This window comes from Methylobacterium gregans, assembly GCF_022179245.1.
GTDB lineage: Bacteria > Pseudomonadota > Alphaproteobacteria > Rhizobiales > Beijerinckiaceae > Methylobacterium > Methylobacterium gregans.
This window is the reverse complement of record NZ_BPQM01000124.1, coordinates 1-16088: the sequence shown is the minus strand read 5'-3', so window position 1 is coordinate 16088 and position 16088 is coordinate 1. Positions and strand designations below refer to the sequence as shown.

14 protein-coding genes and 1 pseudogene are annotated in these 16088 nt (G+C 71.0%); 8 read left to right on the top strand and 7 right to left on the bottom strand.

Annotated features, from left to right (window positions below):
* The coding region (locus MFF54_RS21695) for an RsmD family RNA methyltransferase (RefSeq protein ID WP_238306343.1) at nt 1-223 on the bottom strand (223 nt) is incomplete at its 3' end.
* Nucleotides 224-234: 11 nt separating this feature from the next.
* Between MFF54_RS21695 and rsmD the strand changes: the two are divergent.
* Nucleotides 235-780: pseudogene (rsmD, locus tag MFF54_RS21690) on the top strand (16S rRNA (guanine(966)-N(2))-methyltransferase RsmD); the annotation flags it as partial.
* 37 nt (nt 781-817) lie between these two features.
* Here rsmD and MFF54_RS21685 read toward each other — a convergent pair.
* Nucleotides 818-1726 carry an alpha/beta fold hydrolase gene (locus MFF54_RS21685; RefSeq protein WP_238306340.1) on the bottom strand — a complete coding sequence of 303 codons (909 nt, stop codon included), beginning with the start codon at nt 1724-1726 and terminating at the stop codon, nt 818-820.
* A gap of 347 nt (nt 1727-2073) precedes the next feature.
* Here MFF54_RS21685 and MFF54_RS21680 point away from each other — a divergent pair, with 347 nt between their 5' ends.
* Complete coding sequence (locus MFF54_RS21680) at nt 2074-2319, top strand: hypothetical protein (protein ID WP_238306339.1); 246 nt, start codon at nt 2074-2076, stop codon at nt 2317-2319.
* A gap of 4 nt (nt 2320-2323) precedes the next feature.
* On the opposite strand, the gene MFF54_RS21675 is transcribed toward MFF54_RS21680, so the two are convergent.
* The 3 genes from MFF54_RS21675 to MFF54_RS21665 form a co-directional block, all read right to left on the bottom strand.
* Nucleotides 2324-3340 carry an alpha/beta fold hydrolase gene (locus tag MFF54_RS21675; RefSeq protein ID WP_238306338.1) on the bottom strand — a complete coding sequence of 339 codons (1017 nt, stop codon included), beginning with the start codon at nt 3338-3340 and terminating at the stop codon, nt 2324-2326.
* A gap of 101 nt (nt 3341-3441) precedes the next feature.
* Nucleotides 3442-4863 carry a methyl-accepting chemotaxis protein gene (locus MFF54_RS27680; protein WP_283206306.1) on the bottom strand — a complete coding sequence of 474 codons (1422 nt, stop codon included), beginning with the start codon at nt 4861-4863 and terminating at the stop codon, nt 3442-3444.
* A gap of 87 nt (nt 4864-4950) precedes the next feature.
* Nucleotides 4951-6813, bottom strand: a complete 1863-nt coding sequence (locus tag MFF54_RS21665) for an ABC-F family ATP-binding cassette domain-containing protein (protein ID WP_238306337.1) — start codon at nt 6811-6813, stop codon at nt 4951-4953.
* 137 nt (nt 6814-6950) lie between these two features.
* Between MFF54_RS21665 and MFF54_RS21660 the strand changes: the two genes are divergently transcribed.
* The gene (locus tag MFF54_RS21660; protein ID WP_238306336.1) at nt 6951-7886 is read left to right on the top strand and encodes an AEC family transporter; all 936 of its coding nucleotides are present in this window, start codon (nt 6951-6953) and stop codon (nt 7884-7886) included.
* Between the two features lie 43 nt (nt 7887-7929).
* On the opposite strand, the gene MFF54_RS21655 is transcribed toward MFF54_RS21660, so the two are convergent.
* Together MFF54_RS21655 and MFF54_RS21650 are read right to left on the bottom strand one after the other, a co-directional pair.
* The gene (locus MFF54_RS21655) at nt 7930-10227 is read right to left on the bottom strand and encodes a LamG domain-containing protein (protein WP_238306335.1); all 2298 of its coding nucleotides are present in this window, start codon (nt 10225-10227) and stop codon (nt 7930-7932) included.
* A gap of 459 nt (nt 10228-10686) precedes the next feature.
* Complete coding sequence (locus MFF54_RS21650; RefSeq protein ID WP_238306334.1) at nt 10687-11592, bottom strand: UDP-3-O-acyl-N-acetylglucosamine deacetylase; 906 nt, start codon at nt 11590-11592, stop codon at nt 10687-10689.
* A gap of 376 nt (nt 11593-11968) precedes the next feature.
* On the opposite strand from MFF54_RS21650, the gene MFF54_RS21645 reads away from it, so the two are divergent.
* From MFF54_RS21645 to MFF54_RS21625, 5 genes are all read left to right on the top strand, one after another.
* A complete protein-coding gene (locus MFF54_RS21645) occupies nt 11969-12655 on the top strand; it encodes a Crp/Fnr family transcriptional regulator (RefSeq protein ID WP_238306333.1) in 687 nt (228 codons plus the stop codon).
* Nucleotides 12656-12663: 8 nt separating this feature from the next.
* A complete protein-coding gene (locus tag MFF54_RS21640; RefSeq protein WP_238306332.1) occupies nt 12664-13743 on the top strand; it encodes an ABC transporter ATP-binding protein in 1080 nt (359 codons plus the stop codon).
* Nucleotides 13740-14645: an ABC transporter permease gene (locus MFF54_RS21635; RefSeq protein WP_238306331.1), complete on the top strand. Its 906-nt coding sequence runs from the start codon at nt 13740-13742 to the stop codon at nt 14643-14645. Before MFF54_RS21640 ends, MFF54_RS21635 begins: the two co-directional genes overlap by 4 nt.
* Before the next feature lie 19 nt (nt 14646-14664).
* The gene (locus MFF54_RS21630; protein WP_238306330.1) at nt 14665-15429 is read left to right on the top strand and encodes an ABC transporter permease; all 765 of its coding nucleotides are present in this window, start codon (nt 14665-14667) and stop codon (nt 15427-15429) included.
* Between the two features lie 221 nt (nt 15430-15650).
* Nucleotides 15651-15812, top strand: a complete 162-nt coding sequence (locus tag MFF54_RS21625; protein WP_238306329.1) for a Flp family type IVb pilin — start codon at nt 15651-15653, stop codon at nt 15810-15812.
* Nucleotides 15813-16088: the final 276 nt, after the last annotated feature.

Genomic DNA, 16088 nt, shown 5'->3' with positions numbered 1-16088 from the left:
CCTCGGCCCCGAAGGCCTCGATGTTGGCGCGGATCACGCCCCGCGCCTCCGTGCCCTCGTCCACGAGGAGCGCGTAGGCGGCGCCGCGCGACAAGGCTTCGAAACTCAGCGCGCCGGTGCCGGCAAAGAGGTCGAGCACCCGCGCGCCCGGCACCGGATCGTCGTAGGCATGGGCGAGCACGTTGAAGAGGGCCTCGCGCAGCCGGTCCGAGGTCGGCCGGATCGCGTCGGTCCGGGGCGTGGCGCGGGCGGCGCCTCGCCACGCCCCGGACCGACGCGATCCGGCCGACCTCGGACCGGCTGCGCGAGGCCCTCTTCAACGTGCTCGCCCATGCCTACGACGATCCGGTGCCGGGCGCGCGGGTGCTCGACCTCTTTGCCGGCACCGGCGCGCTGAGTTTCGAAGCCTTGTCGCGCGGCGCCGCCTACGCGCTCCTCGTGGACGAGGGCACGGAGGCGCGGGGCGTGATCCGCGCCAACATCGAGGCCTTCGGGGCCGAGGGCACGACGCGCCTGTTCCGGCGCGACGCCACGAAGCTCGGGCCGGTCGGTCCGGGCGCGCCCTACGGCCTCGTCTTCTGCGATCCGCCCTACGGCCGCGACCTCGCGCCGGCGGCGCTGGCGAGCGCCGCCGCGGGCGGCTGGCTGACCCGGGACGCGCTGGTCGTCGTCGAGGAATCGGGCTCGGCCGGCGTGGCGCTGCCCTCGGGCTTCCGCGAGCTCGAGCGGCGCGACTACGGCGAGACGACCGTGGTTCTGGGGCGCTTCGAGACGGCGTAGGGCGCCCCGTCGATTCCCGAGGCCGCAGCGGCGCGCGTCACCGCGCCAGGAACGCGCGCATGGCCCTGAGCGTCTCGCTCGGGTTCTCCTCGGCCAGGAAATGGCCGCCCGCGATCCCCGTGCCGACCGCGTTCGGCGCCAGGGTTCGCCGCCACGCCTCCAGCGCGGTCTCCGGCTTGCCCTTGTCGAGATACGCGCTGCTCGACAGGACCAGCACCGGCATGGCGAGCGTGCGGCCGGCCGCAATGTCGGCCGCGTCGGCGGCGCGGTCCGGGCCGGCCCCGGCGCGGTAATCCTCGCACATGGCGTGGATCCGGTCCGGGACGTTCCAGGCCTGTCGGTAGAGGTCGAGCGCACGCGGGTCGAAGGCCGCGAGGTCGGGCGAGCCCGCCCAGCCCTTCAGCAAACCCTCGAAATAGGCGTCGGGCCCCGCCGCGATCTGCTGCTCCGGGGCGGGAGCCGCCTCGGCGAGGAACGACCAGTGCGGATTCAGGCCGGGCCGGGCCTCAATGCGCTCCCACTGCACGGCGGTCGGCACGATGTCGATGAGGACGAGCCGCGCGACACGGCCGGGCTCGTCGAGGGCGAGGCGGTAGGCGACCCGCGCGCCGCGGTCGTGGCCGGCGAGCACGAAATGGACATGGCCGATCCGCTCCATCAGGGCGACGATCTCGCGGCCGAGCGTCCGCTTGGCGTAGGCCTCGTGCGCCGGATCGCCGGGGGGCGCGGCAGACCAGCCGTAGCCCTTGAGATCGAGACAGATCACGCGATGGTCGCGGGCGAGATCCGGGGCGATCCGGTGCCACATGGCGTGGCTTTCCGGGAAACCGTGGAGCAGCAGGAGCGGCGGTGCCGTCTCGGGGCCACCGGCCCGCGCGAAGGCCTTGCCCCATGGCGCTTCGAGCCAGAGCGCCTCGAACCCCGGAAACAGATCGGCGCCGTCCATATGCCCAGGATCTCCCGCGTCGCGACCTCGTCAACGCGCACCGGCGCGGCCGGCTCCGCGCCGGCTCAGCCGATCTGCGTCAGCAGCGTGAAGGCCCCGAAGGCCAGCACCGAGACGACCGCGACGGCGAGCAGGATCAGGGCCGCGCGCGATTCCCTGAGTTCAGGCGACATGCCATCCTCCCGCATTCCTCCGGCCCAGCCTACGCGGCGCGTGCCCGCCTGCACAACCGGCGCCCAGATCGCGCGATGTGCCGCACCGCACAGATGCCGGAGAGGACCGGACGTAGCTTGACCGCAATCGGGCGTGGCGCGTTCCGCCCCGCCGCTCGGAACAGGATCGCGGTCATGTCATCGCATCATCGCGCCGTCGCACTCGCGCTCGCCGGCCTCGTCGCTCTCCCCGCACTCGCAGCCGCCCGCGAAGTGCACCACGGCAGGGCCGCGGCCCATCAGGCGGCAAAACCGCAGAGCCGGGCGGCCATCGCCGCCTCGGAAGGCTTCACGGCTCGGATGAGCCGCCTGGATGCCCTGATGGGCGGACCGCGGCAGCTCGCGCCGCGCGCCCGCTCGGCGAGCGCCCTCGCGAACTGACGGTTCAGACCATCTCGCTCAGGAAGGCGTCGTAGCGGTCCCGGACCGTGTCCAGCGCCTCGAAATGCGGGAAGGCGCCGGTCGGCAGGGACGCGACGCGCCAGTTCGGCCGGGCCGCGAAGCGCGGGGCGTCGCGATAGTCGACGAAGTCGCCGCGCTCCCCGTGCAGCATCAGCACCGGCAGCCAGAGCCCCTCGTAGAGCCGCGTGGCGTCGGTCGGGAACAGGTAGCCCCCGACGAAGCAGAACGGTGCGTGCTCGGCCCCCGGCTGGTGCGTCGTGTCGTAGTCGTAGGCGAGCAACCCCTCGTCGATCTCGGACGATCCCCAGGTCTTCTCCAGGAAGAAGCGTAGGCTCGGCCGGCTGGTGAGCGCGTCGAAGAGCGCCCGGCCGTGCGGCGGCGCGTCGAGGATCGCCCGCGTGGTCGGGCGGCGGCGGTCGCCGCCCGGTGCACCGCGGCCCGAGAGGCGCGCGTCGAAGCCCGCCGGGCTGATCAGCGCGAGGCTGCGATAGTCCTGTGCCCGCTCCAGGGCTGCGCGGGCCAGGTAGGCGCAGGAGAGCGAGAGCCCGAGCGCGTCGATCCGCACGCCGCCGTGCCGGCGCCGGATCTCCCCCGCGACCGCGTGGATCGCCTCGACCATCAGGCCGGGCGTGTAGAGGCGCCGTGAGCGCTCGGAGAAGCCGAAGCCCGGCAGGTCGAGAGCGTAGACCGGGCGCTCGCGCCGGTAATGCCCGTAGAGCGGGCGCACCTCGTAGGCGCTCGCGGCCGCATTGACCGAGTGCACGAGGAGCAGCGGCACACCGTCCGCCGCGTCGTCGCCGTAGAACGAGACCCGGCCGGCGCGGGCGGTGTCGAGCGCCTCGCGCCGACCCGGCAGGGCAGGGTGGAGCGGCACCCGGTGCGGTACGGCGAGCCGGCTCCAGGCGAGCCAAGCCGCCGCGCCTCCAAGGGCGGCGATCCCGAGTCCCTTCGCGGCCCCGCGCGCCAGGAGCGGTCCGATGCCGTGAGGTCGCCGCGCCATGCCGTCTCCTGCCTGCCGCAGCGTTCCGCCGCCGTGCTCGCCGCGACAACGCCGGGAGCGGACCTGCGTTGCGTGGCGCCGGATCACCGCCGGTCCGGTACCTAGGGCATGGCGGTGGCGAGTTGCGCCGCGGCATCGCCGAGATCCCGGCCCTGGTCGCGCAGATCGCCGGCACTGCGGCCCAGATCCTCCGAGGAGACGAGAGCGTCGGCCGTGGCGCGGCGCAGCGCGTCGAGATGCGTTCCCGTTCCGGTCAGGGTGGTGCGGGCCCGCTCGACGCGCTCGGCCACCGCGTGCGAGGCGTCCTGATGCGATGCGCTGGCCCGCGCGATGGCGCCCGCCGTCTCCTGCACGGTGACGACCTCGCCCTGCACTCGCCCGATCACCGCGCGCGATTGCAGGGCGGCCTGTTCGAGCAGCGCCATCTGGTCGGCGATCTCGGTCGTCGCGCCGGCGACGCGGGCGGAGAGGCTCTTGACCTCGCTCGCCACCACGGAGAAGCCGCGGCCGGCCTCGCCGGCGCGCGCCGCCTCGATTGTGGCATTGAGAGCCAGGAGACCGGTCTGGCGGGCGATGTCGCGGATCAGCGCGGTGATCCGGCCGACGCTGTCGATCTTCGCCTGGAGGTCGGCGAAGACCGCGGCCGACTCGCCCAGCACCGCGGCGGTCCCGACCGCGATCGCCTCGACGTCGTGTGCCCTCTGCCGGGCATCCCGGGAGAGCGCGACCAGATCCTCGGCCGAGCGGCTGACGCGCTCGATCTCGGCCGTCGCCTCGGCACAGGCGCCGTCGACCTGCGCACGGCCGGCCTCCACGCCGCGGGCGACGGCGAGCACGGTCCCGGCCCGCGCCTCGACCCCGGCCGTCGTCTCGGCGAGCGCGACCGCGACCGCGTCGAGCGAGCGCATCAGCGCCTGGACGCGCTGGCGCTGCGCGTGCTCGGCCAGCACGGCGGCGAGGCGCTCGGCCACGTAGGCCATGAGCTGGAGCAGGTTCTCGTCCAGCGCGGCGGCCTCGCGGGAGAAGAATTCCAGCACGATCTCCACCTGCGCACCGACCCGGACCGGGAAGGCGAAGCAGCCGCGAACCCCGTTGGCACGGGCGGCGTCCGCCCTGACGAAGCCCTTCAGCACGGTGACGTCGGGACAGGCGACGGCCTCCCCGCTCCCCGCCACGCCGCCGACCACTCCTTGCCCCGGTGCGAAGACCGCCTGCTCGGAGGTCGCCACGAAGCGGTCCGCGGCCGGAGCGTCACCGTGCCGGACAAGGTGCCAAACCTGCATCGAGGCGAGGCGACCGTCGGGGCGGCGGCGATAGGCGTGGCCGATCGGCCAGCCGGTGAAGCCCGCCACGATGCCGAGGCAGTCGCGCACGGCCGTCTCGGGGCTCTCAGCGTCGGCACAGGCCCGCGACACGGCGTTGAGGAAAGCCAGAACGGCGGTGAGCCCGGTGGCCGGCGCGGGGGCGGGAGGCTCCGGACGGGCGCGGACGCGGGTCAGCCAGGCGTTGGTGCGCGGGATCATCACGGGTCTCCTCGCGGGCGGAAGGCCGGGAGCGGCCCGGATTCCGCATCGCAGCATGCGCCCCGACCTTTGAGACCCGGTAAACGGTCAGGCCGCCTCGATCTCGGCGCTGAGGTTCAGCCACTCCTCCTCGGCCGCCGCCAGGGCGTCGGCCGCCTCCGCCCGCATCCGGGCGATCTCGCCGGCTTTGGCGGCGTTCTCGCGGAAGGCGGTGCCGTCCTCCAGAGCGGCGTCGATCTTGGCGATGGCGGCCGTGAGCTTGGCCATCCGCGCCTCCACGCCCTCCAGGCGCTTGCGCATGGGGGCGAGCGCCGCCCGGCGCTCGACGCCCGCGCGGCGCGCCTCGGCCTGCTTGCCGCCGCTCGACTCGGCATCGCGCTCCTCCCGCTCGGGGCCCGCGAGCACGAGGCGGCGGTAATCGTCCATGTCGCCGTCGAAGGTCTTCACCGTGCCGTCCGAGACCAGCCAGAGCCGGTCGGCGCAGGCCTCGACCAGGAAGCGGTCGTGGCTCACCAGGATGACGGCGCCCTCGTAGTCGTTGATGGCCTCGACGAGCGCCTGCCGGCTCTCAATGTCGAGGTGGTTGGTCGGCTCGTCGAGGATGAGAAGGTGCGGGCCCCGGAAGGCGGCGAGCCCCATCAGCAGGCGCGCCTTCTCGCCGCCCGAGAGCTGCTGCACCGGCGTGTCGGCCTTAGCGGCGCCGAAACCGAGGCGCGCCGCGGCCGAGCGCACCTTGGCCTCGGGTTCTCCCGGCATCAGGGTACGGACGTGCGCGACGGCGCTCTCGGCGGGGCGCAGCTCGTCGAGCTGGTGCTGGGCGAAGTAGGCCACGTCCATCTTGGACGAGCGCTTCACCTGGCCCGTCAGCGGGGCCAGGCGCCCGCCGATCAGCTTGCAGAAGGTCGACTTGCCGTTGCCGTTCGCGCCCAAGAGCGCCACCCGGTCGTCGGGCGCGAGGCTGAGGTTGAGGCCCGAGAGCACGATCCGGTCCGCGTAGCCCGCCTGCACCCGCTCCATCGCGACGATCGGCGGCGAGAGCGGCTTCTCCGGGCTCGGCAGGTGGATCACCGGCACGTCGTCCTCGATCAAAGCCGCGATCGGCTCCATCTTGGCGAGCCGCTTCATGCGGGACTGTGCCTGACGCGCCTTGGTGGCCTTGGCCTTGAAGCGGTCGATGAAGCTCTGGAGGTGGGCGCGCTCGACGTCCTGCTTGGCCTTGGCCTTGGCCTGCAGCACCCGCTTCTCGGCAAGCTGCCGGGCGAAGCTGGTGTAGCCGCCGCGATAGATCGTGAGCTTGCCGCGGTCGAGGTGGAGGATGTGGTCGACGCTCTCGTCGAGCAGGTCGCGGTCGTGGCTGATGATGATCGCGGTGCGCGGGTACTTCTGCAAGTAGTCGTACAGCCAGAGCGTACCCTCGATGTCGAGGTAGTTGGTCGGTTCGTCGAGGAGCAGGAGGTCCGGCTCTGAGAACAGCACGGCGGCGAGCGCCACGCGCATGCGCCAACCGCCCGAGAAGTCCGAACAGGGCCGCGCTTGGGCCGCCGCGTCGAAGCCGAGGCCATGCAGGATCGCCGCCGCGCGGGCCGGAGCGGAATGGGCGCCGATATCGACGAGCCGGGTCTCGATCTCGGCCCTGCGGATCCCGTCGGCGGTCTCGGCCTCCTGCATCAGACGTGCGCGCTCGGTGTCGGCGGCGAGCACCACCGCGTGCAGCGTCTCGGGGCCGGCGGGCGCCTCCTGCGCCACGGCACCGATGCGCATGCCCTTGGGCAGGCCGATCGCCCGGTCGTCGGTCGGCAGATCACCGAGGATCGCCCGGAACAGGGTGGTCTTGCCGGCGCCGTTGCGTCCGACGAGGCCGACCCGCGCGCCCTCGGGGATGGTGAAGCTCGCCCCGTCCAAGATGACACGGTCGCCGATGCGGTAGGTGAGGTCGTTGACGCGCAGCATGGTCCGCGTTCTGGCCGGGGCCGGAACCGGTTGCAAGGGATCATCACTGGATCGTCGCGAGCGGACGCGCAGGCGCGTGTCATCGGCGCGCCGCGGCCGAGCTTCCCGCGACCGGGCGGCTCGGTATACCGCGCGCCATGACCCTGACGATTCTCGCGGCGCTCGTGCCGATCGCACTCCTGATCGCCCTCGGCGCGGCGCTCCGCCGCGGCGCCTTCCTGGCGCCGGCCTTCTGGCCGCAAGCCGAGCGACTCGCCTACTACGTCTTGCTTCCAAGCCTGCTCGTGCACGGTCTCGCCACCGCCCGGCTTGACGGCGTGCCGGTGCTCGAACTCGCCGCCGTGCTGGTGCTCTCGACGGCCTGCGTCGCACTGGTGCTGGTCGCGGCGCGCCCGCTGCTCCGGCTCGACGGGGCGGCCTTCACTTCGGTGTTCCAGGGCGGCATCCGCTTCAACAACTATGTCGGCGTCTCGGCGGCGGCGGGGCTCTACGGGGCGCAGGGTGTAGCGCTGGCCGCGGTCGCGAATGCCGCGATCGTGCCGACCGTCAACGTGCTGTGCGTGCTGATCTTCGCCCGCTATGGCACGGCCGAGCGGGCGCGCCCCGGCCCGATCCTCCGGCAGATCGCCCTCAACCCGTTGGTGCTCGGCAGCCTCGGCGGCATCGTCCTGCAGACGGCCCATGTGACCCTGCCGCCGGGGATAGAGCCGGCCCTGAGAGCTCTGGGTCAGGCGTCGCTGCCGCTCGGTCTGCTCTGCGTCGGGGCGGCACTCGATTTCGGCACGGCGCGCGCCTGGATCTGGCCCGTGGCCGCCGCCTCGCTCTTCAAGTTCGGGCTGATGCCGGTGGCGACCGTGCTGGCCTGCCTCGCGCTCGGCCTGAACGGCCCGGCAGCGGTGACCGCGCTGCTGTTCCAGACCCTGCCGACCGCGTCCTCGGCCTACATCATGGCACGCCAGCTCGGCGGCGACGCGCCGCTGATGGCCGGCATCACCGCGACCCAGACGGTCATGGCCGCGGCCCTGCTGCCGCTGGTGATGATCAGTCTCGGCGCTCTGACCGGCCTCGGCTGAGCCGAGACCGCAATGTGCTGCGCTCCGTCCCTTCGCGGCGCGCCTACGTGAAGAACTGGAGCTCCGTCACCGCGCCGATCAGGGGCGTATCGCCGGACCAGTTCGAGCGGCCGACCAGCTCGCTCGTGCGGAGCACGTCGTCGGGCAGCGCGCCTTTCCCCTCGGCACGCAGCGCGCCGTTCTTGAAGATCTGCATCACGCCGTTCCGGTCGACGCCGGCGCTCCAATCCGCGGTCTCGCCCTGAACGATCGCGTCTTCCGCGACGATCCGGTGCTTGGCCGAGCCGGTGATGATCTCGAAGGCCATGTCGTCGCCGTTGCCGACCTGCCCGAGCCAGATGTTGTCGGCGTCCGCCCCGTTGCCGGTGTCGAAGATCCGCTGGAACGCGCCACCACTCAGATTGTCGAAGCGTGCCTCGGCGACGACCTTGAAGGCACCGTGGATGTCGGCCACGCCGTTCGGCCGCGTGAGCGTGAAGTCCGAGACGGCACCGATCAGCGGCGTGTCGCCGGACCAGTTCGAGCGTCCGAGCAGCTCGTTCGTCCGCACGACGTCGGCGGGCACCACGCCCTGGCCCTCGGCGAGCAGCGCGCCGTTCTTGAACAGGCGCATCCAGCCCTTGTCGTCGACGCTCGTGGTCCAGCTCTCCTCGACGCCCTGGACGATCGCGTCTCGGGCCACGATCCGGTACGCCCGCCCGTTGCGGATGACCTCGAACGCCATGTCGTCGCCGTTGCCGACCTGCCCGAGCCAGACGTTGTCGGCGTTCGGGCCGTTACCGATGTCGTAGACGCGCTGGTAGGCGCCGCCGCTCAGGTTGTCGAAGCGCGCGTGGACGCTGGCACTGAAGGCGCCGTGGATGTCGGGCAGGTCGGCCTTGGTCCGCAGGTCGTACACGCTGCCGACGAGGGGGGTATCGGCGGCCCAGTTCGAGCGGCCGACGCGTTCGCTCGTGCGCTCGACGTCCCGGGGCACGGTCCCCTGACCCTCGGCGAGCAGGGCTCCGTCCTTGAACAGGCGCATCCAGCCGTTGTCGTCGACGCTCGCCTTCCAGTCGGCGCCCTGACCCTGCACGATCGCGTTCTTCGCCGTGACCCGGTACGCCGTTGTCCCGTCCAGGATCTCGAAGGCCATGTCGGTGCTGTTGCCGACCTGCCCGAGCCAGACGTTGTCGGCGTTCGCCCCGTTGCCGGTGTCGAAGATCCGCTGGAACCAGCCACCGCCCAGGTTGTCAAAACGTGCCCAGGCCGTCGCCACGAAGGCGCCGTCGATGTCCGGAACGGTGGTGGCCTGTGCCGCGACGGCCGTCTCGTGCCGCGCGGTGCCGTCGGCTGCGATCGGTCCGAAGCGATCGGCGAGCCCCTCCATCAGGGTCTTCACGTCGAAAGTCGCGTCGTCGAAGACGATCTGCTCGATCTCGCTCAGGCGATCGACGCTGCCGCTCGATCGGTCCCGGACGCTCAGCGTGCCGCCGGCCGCGGCGGCGTCGTAGACGAGGCTGTAGCCCGCGCTCGTCCCGCCGAAGACGGCCTTGTCCGTTCCATCACCGCCCTGCAGCACGTCGCTGCCGACACCGCCCCAGAGGGAGTCGTCGCCGGCACCGCCCGAGATCGTGTCGTCGCCGCCGCCACCGTCGATCCGGTCATTGCCGCCATAGGCGAAAAAGGTGTTGGCGACGTTGCCGAGCCGGACTACGTCGGCGCGCTCCGTGGCGATGGGCATCCCACGATCCTGCATCATTGCGAGGTCGAGATCCGAGATCTGCGGGCGTCCCCCCCATGGCGAGGTAGGATCCATCAGATCCTCGATACCCCAGACATGGGAGCGCGACCCGTCGAGCACCACGGGCCCTCCGAGGAGGGCCCGCGTGTTCTCACCGTTGAAGACCAGAGCTCCGGAGGGGGCCGTCTGCGCTTGGAAGTCGATGAAGCCGAGCGCGTGGCCGATCTCGTGCTGGAACAGGGCGAAGGCGTCGATCTTGTTGCGCGGTACGCCGGCAAGTCCCTTCGGATCGAAGAAAAGGTCGTTGAGCCTGTTTTGGCCCAGGTTGACGGTCCCGTCCGGCGTCCAGCCATTTCCGTCGTAGCCCTCTCGAGCCTCCAGAAGGGCGGCGTACTCCCACCGTGCGCCGTTGCGGGCATATTGCGGACCGCCATTGGCGAGGACGTTGGCACCGCCGACATTGCCGATACCGAGGGCGATATCGATCGTTCCGGGCCCTTGCATGTGCTTCGCCCAGCCGTCCGCGGCGCCCTGCGCGGTCGCAAGTATCAGGTCGGCCCGATTGCCGGCAGCCAGCCGCGAGGCATCATTCGCCCATGTGACGACGATCCGTGTCATGCAACATCCCCTCTGTCGGGCTTGTACGCGCGGGGTGGGTGGCCCCGGTCTCCGGCGCTCAAGACTTACGTTTCGCTCAGATCTTCCAGCCGTTGGTCCTGCGGCAGAAGCCAGATGGGCCCTCATCGAATGCTTGACGACACACCCGGCGTTGTTGAGCAATAATTTTGCATCAGATTGGCGGACAGGCCGAAGATCAGGTCCGAACCTAAAGATACGATTCCTAAACTTTCCTTAATCTGGTCGATCTGCTTAGATAGATCGTTGATTTCTTCGCAAGAAATCGCGCCCTGAAACATTTTTAGATTGTATATTCCTATGCCTACAATCAGAATGACCCAAATGGCGCGACTGAGAGAAGGGCGATCGACCCGAATCGAGCCCACGCGCGCGGTGCAGAGGGTTAGCTGGCACAGGGTAGCGGCAAAGAATACCGGCCGGAGGCCGGCGAAGGCGGCCTCAGGTCAAATCCCAGGCGTCCGCCTCCGCCATGAGCTTCGCCACCAGCGCGTGGTTGAGCTCGTGGCCCGTATGTGCGGCCGTGACGTGGCCGAGCAGCGGGTGGCCGATCAGCGCGAGGTCGCCCACGAGGTCGAGCGCACGGTGGCGCACGGGCTCGTCCGGCACGCTCATGCCGCCGACGACGCGACGTCCGAGGATGCCGGCCGTTGTGCGGAGGTTGGCGCCGCGCAGCACCGGCTTGCCGGTAACGAAGCTGTAGAGCTTCAGCGGCACCGCCCATTTCAACCGGCCGAAGCTGCGGGAGGGCGCCAGATCACGGTCGAAGGTCTCGGGATCGACCGGCCCCGTCCAGTCCATCGCCGGGAAGCGCGCCAGGGCGAGATGCGCCGAGATCCGCAAGACGTCGCAAGGCTCGACACGCAGCGAGCGCTCGCCCGACCGCACCTCGACCGGGCGGAGGACGCGCACGGCCCGGCGCGGCGCGTCCTGCTCGGCGCGACCGGCCTGGCGGATCCCCGCGCACCAGGACAGGGCGCTGCCGTCGAAGATCGGCAATTCCTCGGCATCGAGCTCGACCAGAGCGTTGTCGATGCGGTGCGCGGAGAGCGCCGCCATCAGGTGCTCGACGGTGCGCACCAGCACGCCGTCGGCCGAGCGCAGCGCCGTGCACAGGGGCTGCGATTCGCGGTAGCGCCAGTGAGCCGGCACATCGGCCCGGCACCCGTTCTTCAGCGTGCGACGGAACAGGATGCCGGCCCCGGCCGCGGCGGGCGAGACCCGAACCTGCGCGCAGCGCCCGGTATGCAGGCCCGGTCCTGCGCGCTCGAAGGCGGCAGCCAGCGTTGCCTGCCGGCCGTGTCGTGCGCAGGTCTCCGGCAGAACCGTGGGGGAGGGAGCGGACATCGCGCGGGCTCGGTCGGGGCCCAGATACGCGCGACGGCCGGCGGAACGCCGGTTCGATCGGCCGTCGCGGCCCGCCGCGCCCCCTGGGCCGGCCACGTTCGGAGAAGCATCCTCGTTAGCGCGCGCGCCAGGGAGCGGAAAGCAGCGCGTGTCTCACAAAGGTGTCAGCGCAGCCCATCCACCTGAATCGTGCCGCAACCCGGTCGCGCGGCCCGGCCCAGCCTTGACCGCTCCTGAGGCTGCCGTCACGATCGAAACCTACGACACGGCCACGTCGAAGCCCCGACCCGGATCAGCCGGCCACGGGGCGCCTCCTGCGAAGAACCGGCTCCCGGGTCCCGCGGCGACGGGCCCGCGCAGCGAGGGGCATATCCGGATGGCGCGGCTGTCCACCATACCGTTCTTCAAGGAGCCGGGCATCGACCTCGCTCCGTTCGAGACCCGCTGCCACTGGCGCCGCTTCGACGAGCACGAGGTGCTGGTCGATTTCGACGACATCTCCACCGACGTCTACTTCCTGGCGGGCGGCGAAGTGCGCATCCTCAACCGCACTCAGTCAGGCAAGGAGGTGATCCTCGGAGAAATGCGCGGCGGCGCGTTCTTCGGAGAGCTCGCGGCGATCGACGGGGTCGGGCGCTCGGCCAACGTCACGGCGCTCACCCGCGGCGAGGTCTGCGTGGTCCCGGCCACCGTGTTCCGCCAGATCGTGTTCGCCTCGGAGGTCATTGCCGACCGGCTGTTCCGCCTGCTCGCCAAGCGGGTGCGCGAGCTGAACACCCGCCTGATGGAGCACGCGCTGCTCGACCTGCGCCACCGCCTCTACGCCGAGCTCTTGCGCCTGTCGGTGCCGCGCTCCGGCGGAGGCGAGGAGCGCGTGGTGAGCCCGCCGCCCTACCACCACGTGCTCGCCGCCCGCATCGGCTGTCGGCGCGAGCAGGTGACCCGCGAGTTCACCGCCATGGCGAGCGAGGGGCTGGTGGACCGCACCCGCGGCGCCCTGGTGATCCGGCGGCCGGACCTCCTGGAGGCCCGCGTCGCCGAGGCGCTGCGCGAGGACGGCTGAGCGGGATCGTGGTCGAGGCGACCGGGGCATCCGCGCCGCTGCTGCGGCTCGCTGGCGTGACGAAGCGGTTCGGCGGCGCGATCGCCGTGGACGGCGTCGACCTCGCGCTCGCCGAGAACGAGGTCTTCTGCCTGCTCGGCCCCTCGGGCTGCGGCAAGAGCACGTTGCTGCGCCTGATCGCCGGCTTCGAGAAGCCGGATGCGGGCACGATCCGGCTGGGGGCGCAGGACCTGACCGGGCAGCCGGCCCATCGGCGCCCGATCAACATGATGTTCCAGTCCTACGCGCTGTTCCCGCACATGAGCGTGGCGCGGAACGTCGCCTACGGCCTCGCGGATCGCCCTCGAGCCGAGCGCGCCGAGCGTGTCGCGGCGCTGCTGCGGCTGGTGCGCCTCGAGGATTTCGGCGATCGCCGGCCCGACACGCTCTCGGGCGGCCAGCGTCAGCGGGTGGCGCTTGCCCGCGCGCTCGCCCGCGAACCCCGGCTGCTGCTGCTCGACGAACCGCTGACGGCTCTCGACCGGTCGCTCCGGGAGGAGACGCAGAGCGAGCTGCGCGCCCTCCAGCGGCGTCTGGGCACCAGCTTCGTGGTGGTCACGCACGATCCCGAGGAGGCAATGCGGCTCGCCGACCGGGTCGGCGTGATGGCACATGGTCGCATCGTGCAGATCGGCTCGACGGCCGAGCTCTACGACCGGCCGGCGAGCCGCTACGTGGCGGGGCTTCTCGGCGACGTGAACCTGATCCCAGGGCGGCTCGGGCCTGACGAGCCGGGCGGCATCCGCAGCGTCGGGACCGCGTTCGGGCCGGTACGCGCTCGCGGCCTCGCCGAGCCCCTGCAGGAAGGTGTCGAGGCGGTGGTGGCTGTCCGACCGGAGCGGATCGCGCTCCGGCCGGACGGCGAGGGGATCGCCGCGACGGTCATCGAGCGCACCTTCCTCGGCGACCGCATCGCCCGCACACTGCGCCTCAGCGACGGCAGCACGGTGCGCACGAGCGGCCCGCCGGAGGACGCGGAAGCCTTCCCGGCCGGTGCCTCGGTGCTTCTCAGCTTCGCCGCCGAGACGGCGACGATCCTGCCGTCATGAAGGCGTTCTCCGCGGAAAGCTGGCGCGCGCGCCTCGTGCGGCTGCCACCCCTCGCGTGGCTGACAGCCTTCTTCCTGGTGCCGTTCCTGATCACCCTGAAGATCAGCCTATCGGACGCCGCCACCGCGATGCCGCCCTACCTGCCGGTGCTCGACTGGCAGGGGGGCCGGGAGGGTTGGGCCAGCTTCCTCGAAGCGCTCGACTTCGAGAACTACGCGGTGCTCTGGTTCGACACGTTCTACCGCGACGCGGCGCTCAGCTCGCTGGCCTATGCGGGCGCAGCGAGCCTCGTCCTGGTGCTGCTCGGGACGCCGCTAGCCTACGCGCTTGCCCGCGCGCCGGCCCGAGGACAGCCGCTTCTCGTCGCTCTGGTGGTGGTGCCGTTCTGGACGAGTTTCCTCGTGCGGGTCTACGCCTGGATCGCGATCCTGAAGCCCGAGGGGCTGCTGAACGCGGGCCTCATCCGCCTGGGCCTGATCGCGCAGCCCCTCGAGATCCTGAACACGCCGGCCGCCGTGGTGATCGGCCTCGTCTACGCCTACCTGCCCTTCATGGTGCTGCCCCTCTACGCGGTGATGAGCCGCCTCGACGGCAGCTTGCGCGAGGCAGCAGCCGATCTCGGGGCGGGGCCGGTGCGGGTGTTCTGGAGCGTGACGCTGCCGCTCGCCGCGCCCGGCATCGCGGCCGGCGCGCTGCTCTGCTTCATCCCGATGATCGGCGAGTTCATCATTCCGGATCTGCTGGGAGGCTCCGACACCCTAATGCTCGGACGCGTGCTGTGGGGCGAGTTCTTCTCGAACCGCGACTGGCCGCTCGCCTCGGCGGTCGCGGTTCTGCTCCTCCTCATCGTGATCGGCCCGGTCCTCCTGTTCCGCGGCGCCGGTCGTGAGGCGGCCCAGTGACCCGCCCGGTCAACCGGCCATGAGCCTGTTCCTGCGCGCCGTGCTCGGGCTCGGCCTCGCCTTCCTGTACGCGCCGATCCTGGTGCTCGCGGTCTACTCGTTCAACGCCTCGCAGCTCGTCACCGTGTGGGGCGGCTTCTCGACCCGCTGGTATGCGGCGCTCCTCTCCAATGGGCCGCTCCTGGCCGCTGCCTGGGTCTCCCTGCGAGTCGCCCTCATCTCCGGCGCCATCGCCACCGTGCTCGGCACGCTGGCGGCTTTGGCCCTCGCTCGCCACGGGCGCTTCCGATCGCGCCCGCTCCTCACCGGCCTCGTCTTCGCCCCGATGGTGATGCCGGAAGTCATCATCGGCCTGTCGCTTCTGCTGCTCTTCGTCGGGATCGGGCTCGACCGCGGCATCGGCACGATCGTGATCGCGCACGCGACGTTCTGCACCGGCTTCGTCGCCGTGGTCGTCGGCGCACGCCTGCGCGGCCTCGACCGCGGCCTCGAAGAAGCCGCCGCCGACCTGGGCGCGGGACCGCTGCGGGTCTTCGCCACCGTGACGCTGCCGCTTCTGGCTCCGGCGGTGCTGGCGGGATTCCTCCTGGCCTTCACCCTGTCGCTCGACGACCTCGTGATCGCGAGCTTTGTCTCGGGGCCGGGCGCCACCACGCTGCCGATGCGCCTCTACAGCCAAGTCCGGCTCGGCGTGAACCCCGAGATCAATGCCGCTTCGACGCTGCTTGTCGTGGCTGTGACGCTCGCGGTCCTCGTGGCCTCACGGTTGAGCGCGCGTCGCTGACATGGGCTTGTCGCGCAATCTTATAGGGCACGATTATTCGAGATCTCATCATCACGGATCGGCGGTTACAATATTCAGGATCTTTTGCGAAATTCTACCCTGATATGCGACAATTTTCTACCTCGGCGAGACTTCGTTAAGTTGTATTCAGCTATCTCATCTCTGTCGGTGGCGCCGGTCCCAAGCCGGACAGCGCCCGAAACGGAGCGCAAGAGGAACCCATGCAGCTGATCACCCGCTTCCTGAAGGATCGCAGCGGTGCGACCGCCATCGAGTACGGCATGATCGCGGCTCTCATCGCCGTGGTGATCATCGGCACGCTTCAGATGATCGGCACGAAGTTGAACGACAAGTTCGGCAGCATCTCGGCCCAGCTGAACTGACCGGAGCCCCGAGCGATCCGGGAAGCGGCTTCCACCGCAGCCCCGGTCCACCAGCCGGCCCTCCCGAGGGGCGACAACGATGAGGAACTTCTCCCGTGGCTCGGCCACGGGACCTTTCGCCTACAGGCGGTAATGCGCCGAGATCCGCGAAAGGTTGATGTTGTAGTACGGATCGGCCCTGAGCTCCGCGCCCCAGCGCTCCTGCATCACCGCGGTCTCGGCCTGGAAGCGGGCACGCTTCTCGGGCCTGAGGACACGCCCGAGAAGCGTGCCCGC

Excerpts from the sequence above, each read along its gene's own strand:
- MFF54_RS21685 (WP_238306340.1), bottom strand. The coding sequence starts at position 1,726 with ATGGACGGCGCCGATCTGTTTCCGGGGTTCGAGGCGCTCTGGCTCGAA.
- MFF54_RS21680 (WP_238306339.1), top strand. The coding sequence starts at position 2,074 with ATGTCATCGCATCATCGCGCCGTCGCACTCGCGCTCGCCGGCCTCGTC.
- MFF54_RS21675 (WP_238306338.1), bottom strand. The coding sequence starts at position 3,340 with ATGGCGCGGCGACCTCACGGCATCGGACCGCTCCTGGCGCGCGGGGCC.
- MFF54_RS27680 (WP_283206306.1), bottom strand. The coding sequence starts at position 4,863 with ATGATCCCGCGCACCAACGCCTGGCTGACCCGCGTCCGCGCCCGTCCG.
- MFF54_RS21665 (WP_238306337.1), bottom strand. The coding sequence starts at position 6,813 with ATGCTGCGCGTCAACGACCTCACCTACCGCATCGGCGACCGTGTCATC.
- MFF54_RS21660 (WP_238306336.1), top strand. The coding sequence starts at position 6,951 with ATGACCCTGACGATTCTCGCGGCGCTCGTGCCGATCGCACTCCTGATC.
- MFF54_RS21655 (WP_238306335.1), bottom strand. The coding sequence starts at position 10,227 with ATGACACGGATCGTCGTCACATGGGCGAATGATGCCTCGCGGCTGGCT.
- MFF54_RS21650 (WP_238306334.1), bottom strand. The coding sequence starts at position 11,592 with ATGTCCGCTCCCTCCCCCACGGTTCTGCCGGAGACCTGCGCACGACAC.
- MFF54_RS21645 (WP_238306333.1), top strand. The coding sequence starts at position 11,969 with ATGGCGCGGCTGTCCACCATACCGTTCTTCAAGGAGCCGGGCATCGAC.
- MFF54_RS21635 (WP_238306331.1), top strand. The coding sequence starts at position 13,740 with ATGAAGGCGTTCTCCGCGGAAAGCTGGCGCGCGCGCCTCGTGCGGCTG.
- MFF54_RS21630 (WP_238306330.1), top strand. The coding sequence starts at position 14,665 with ATGAGCCTGTTCCTGCGCGCCGTGCTCGGGCTCGGCCTCGCCTTCCTG.
- MFF54_RS21625 (WP_238306329.1), top strand. The coding sequence starts at position 15,651 with ATGCAGCTGATCACCCGCTTCCTGAAGGATCGCAGCGGTGCGACCGCC.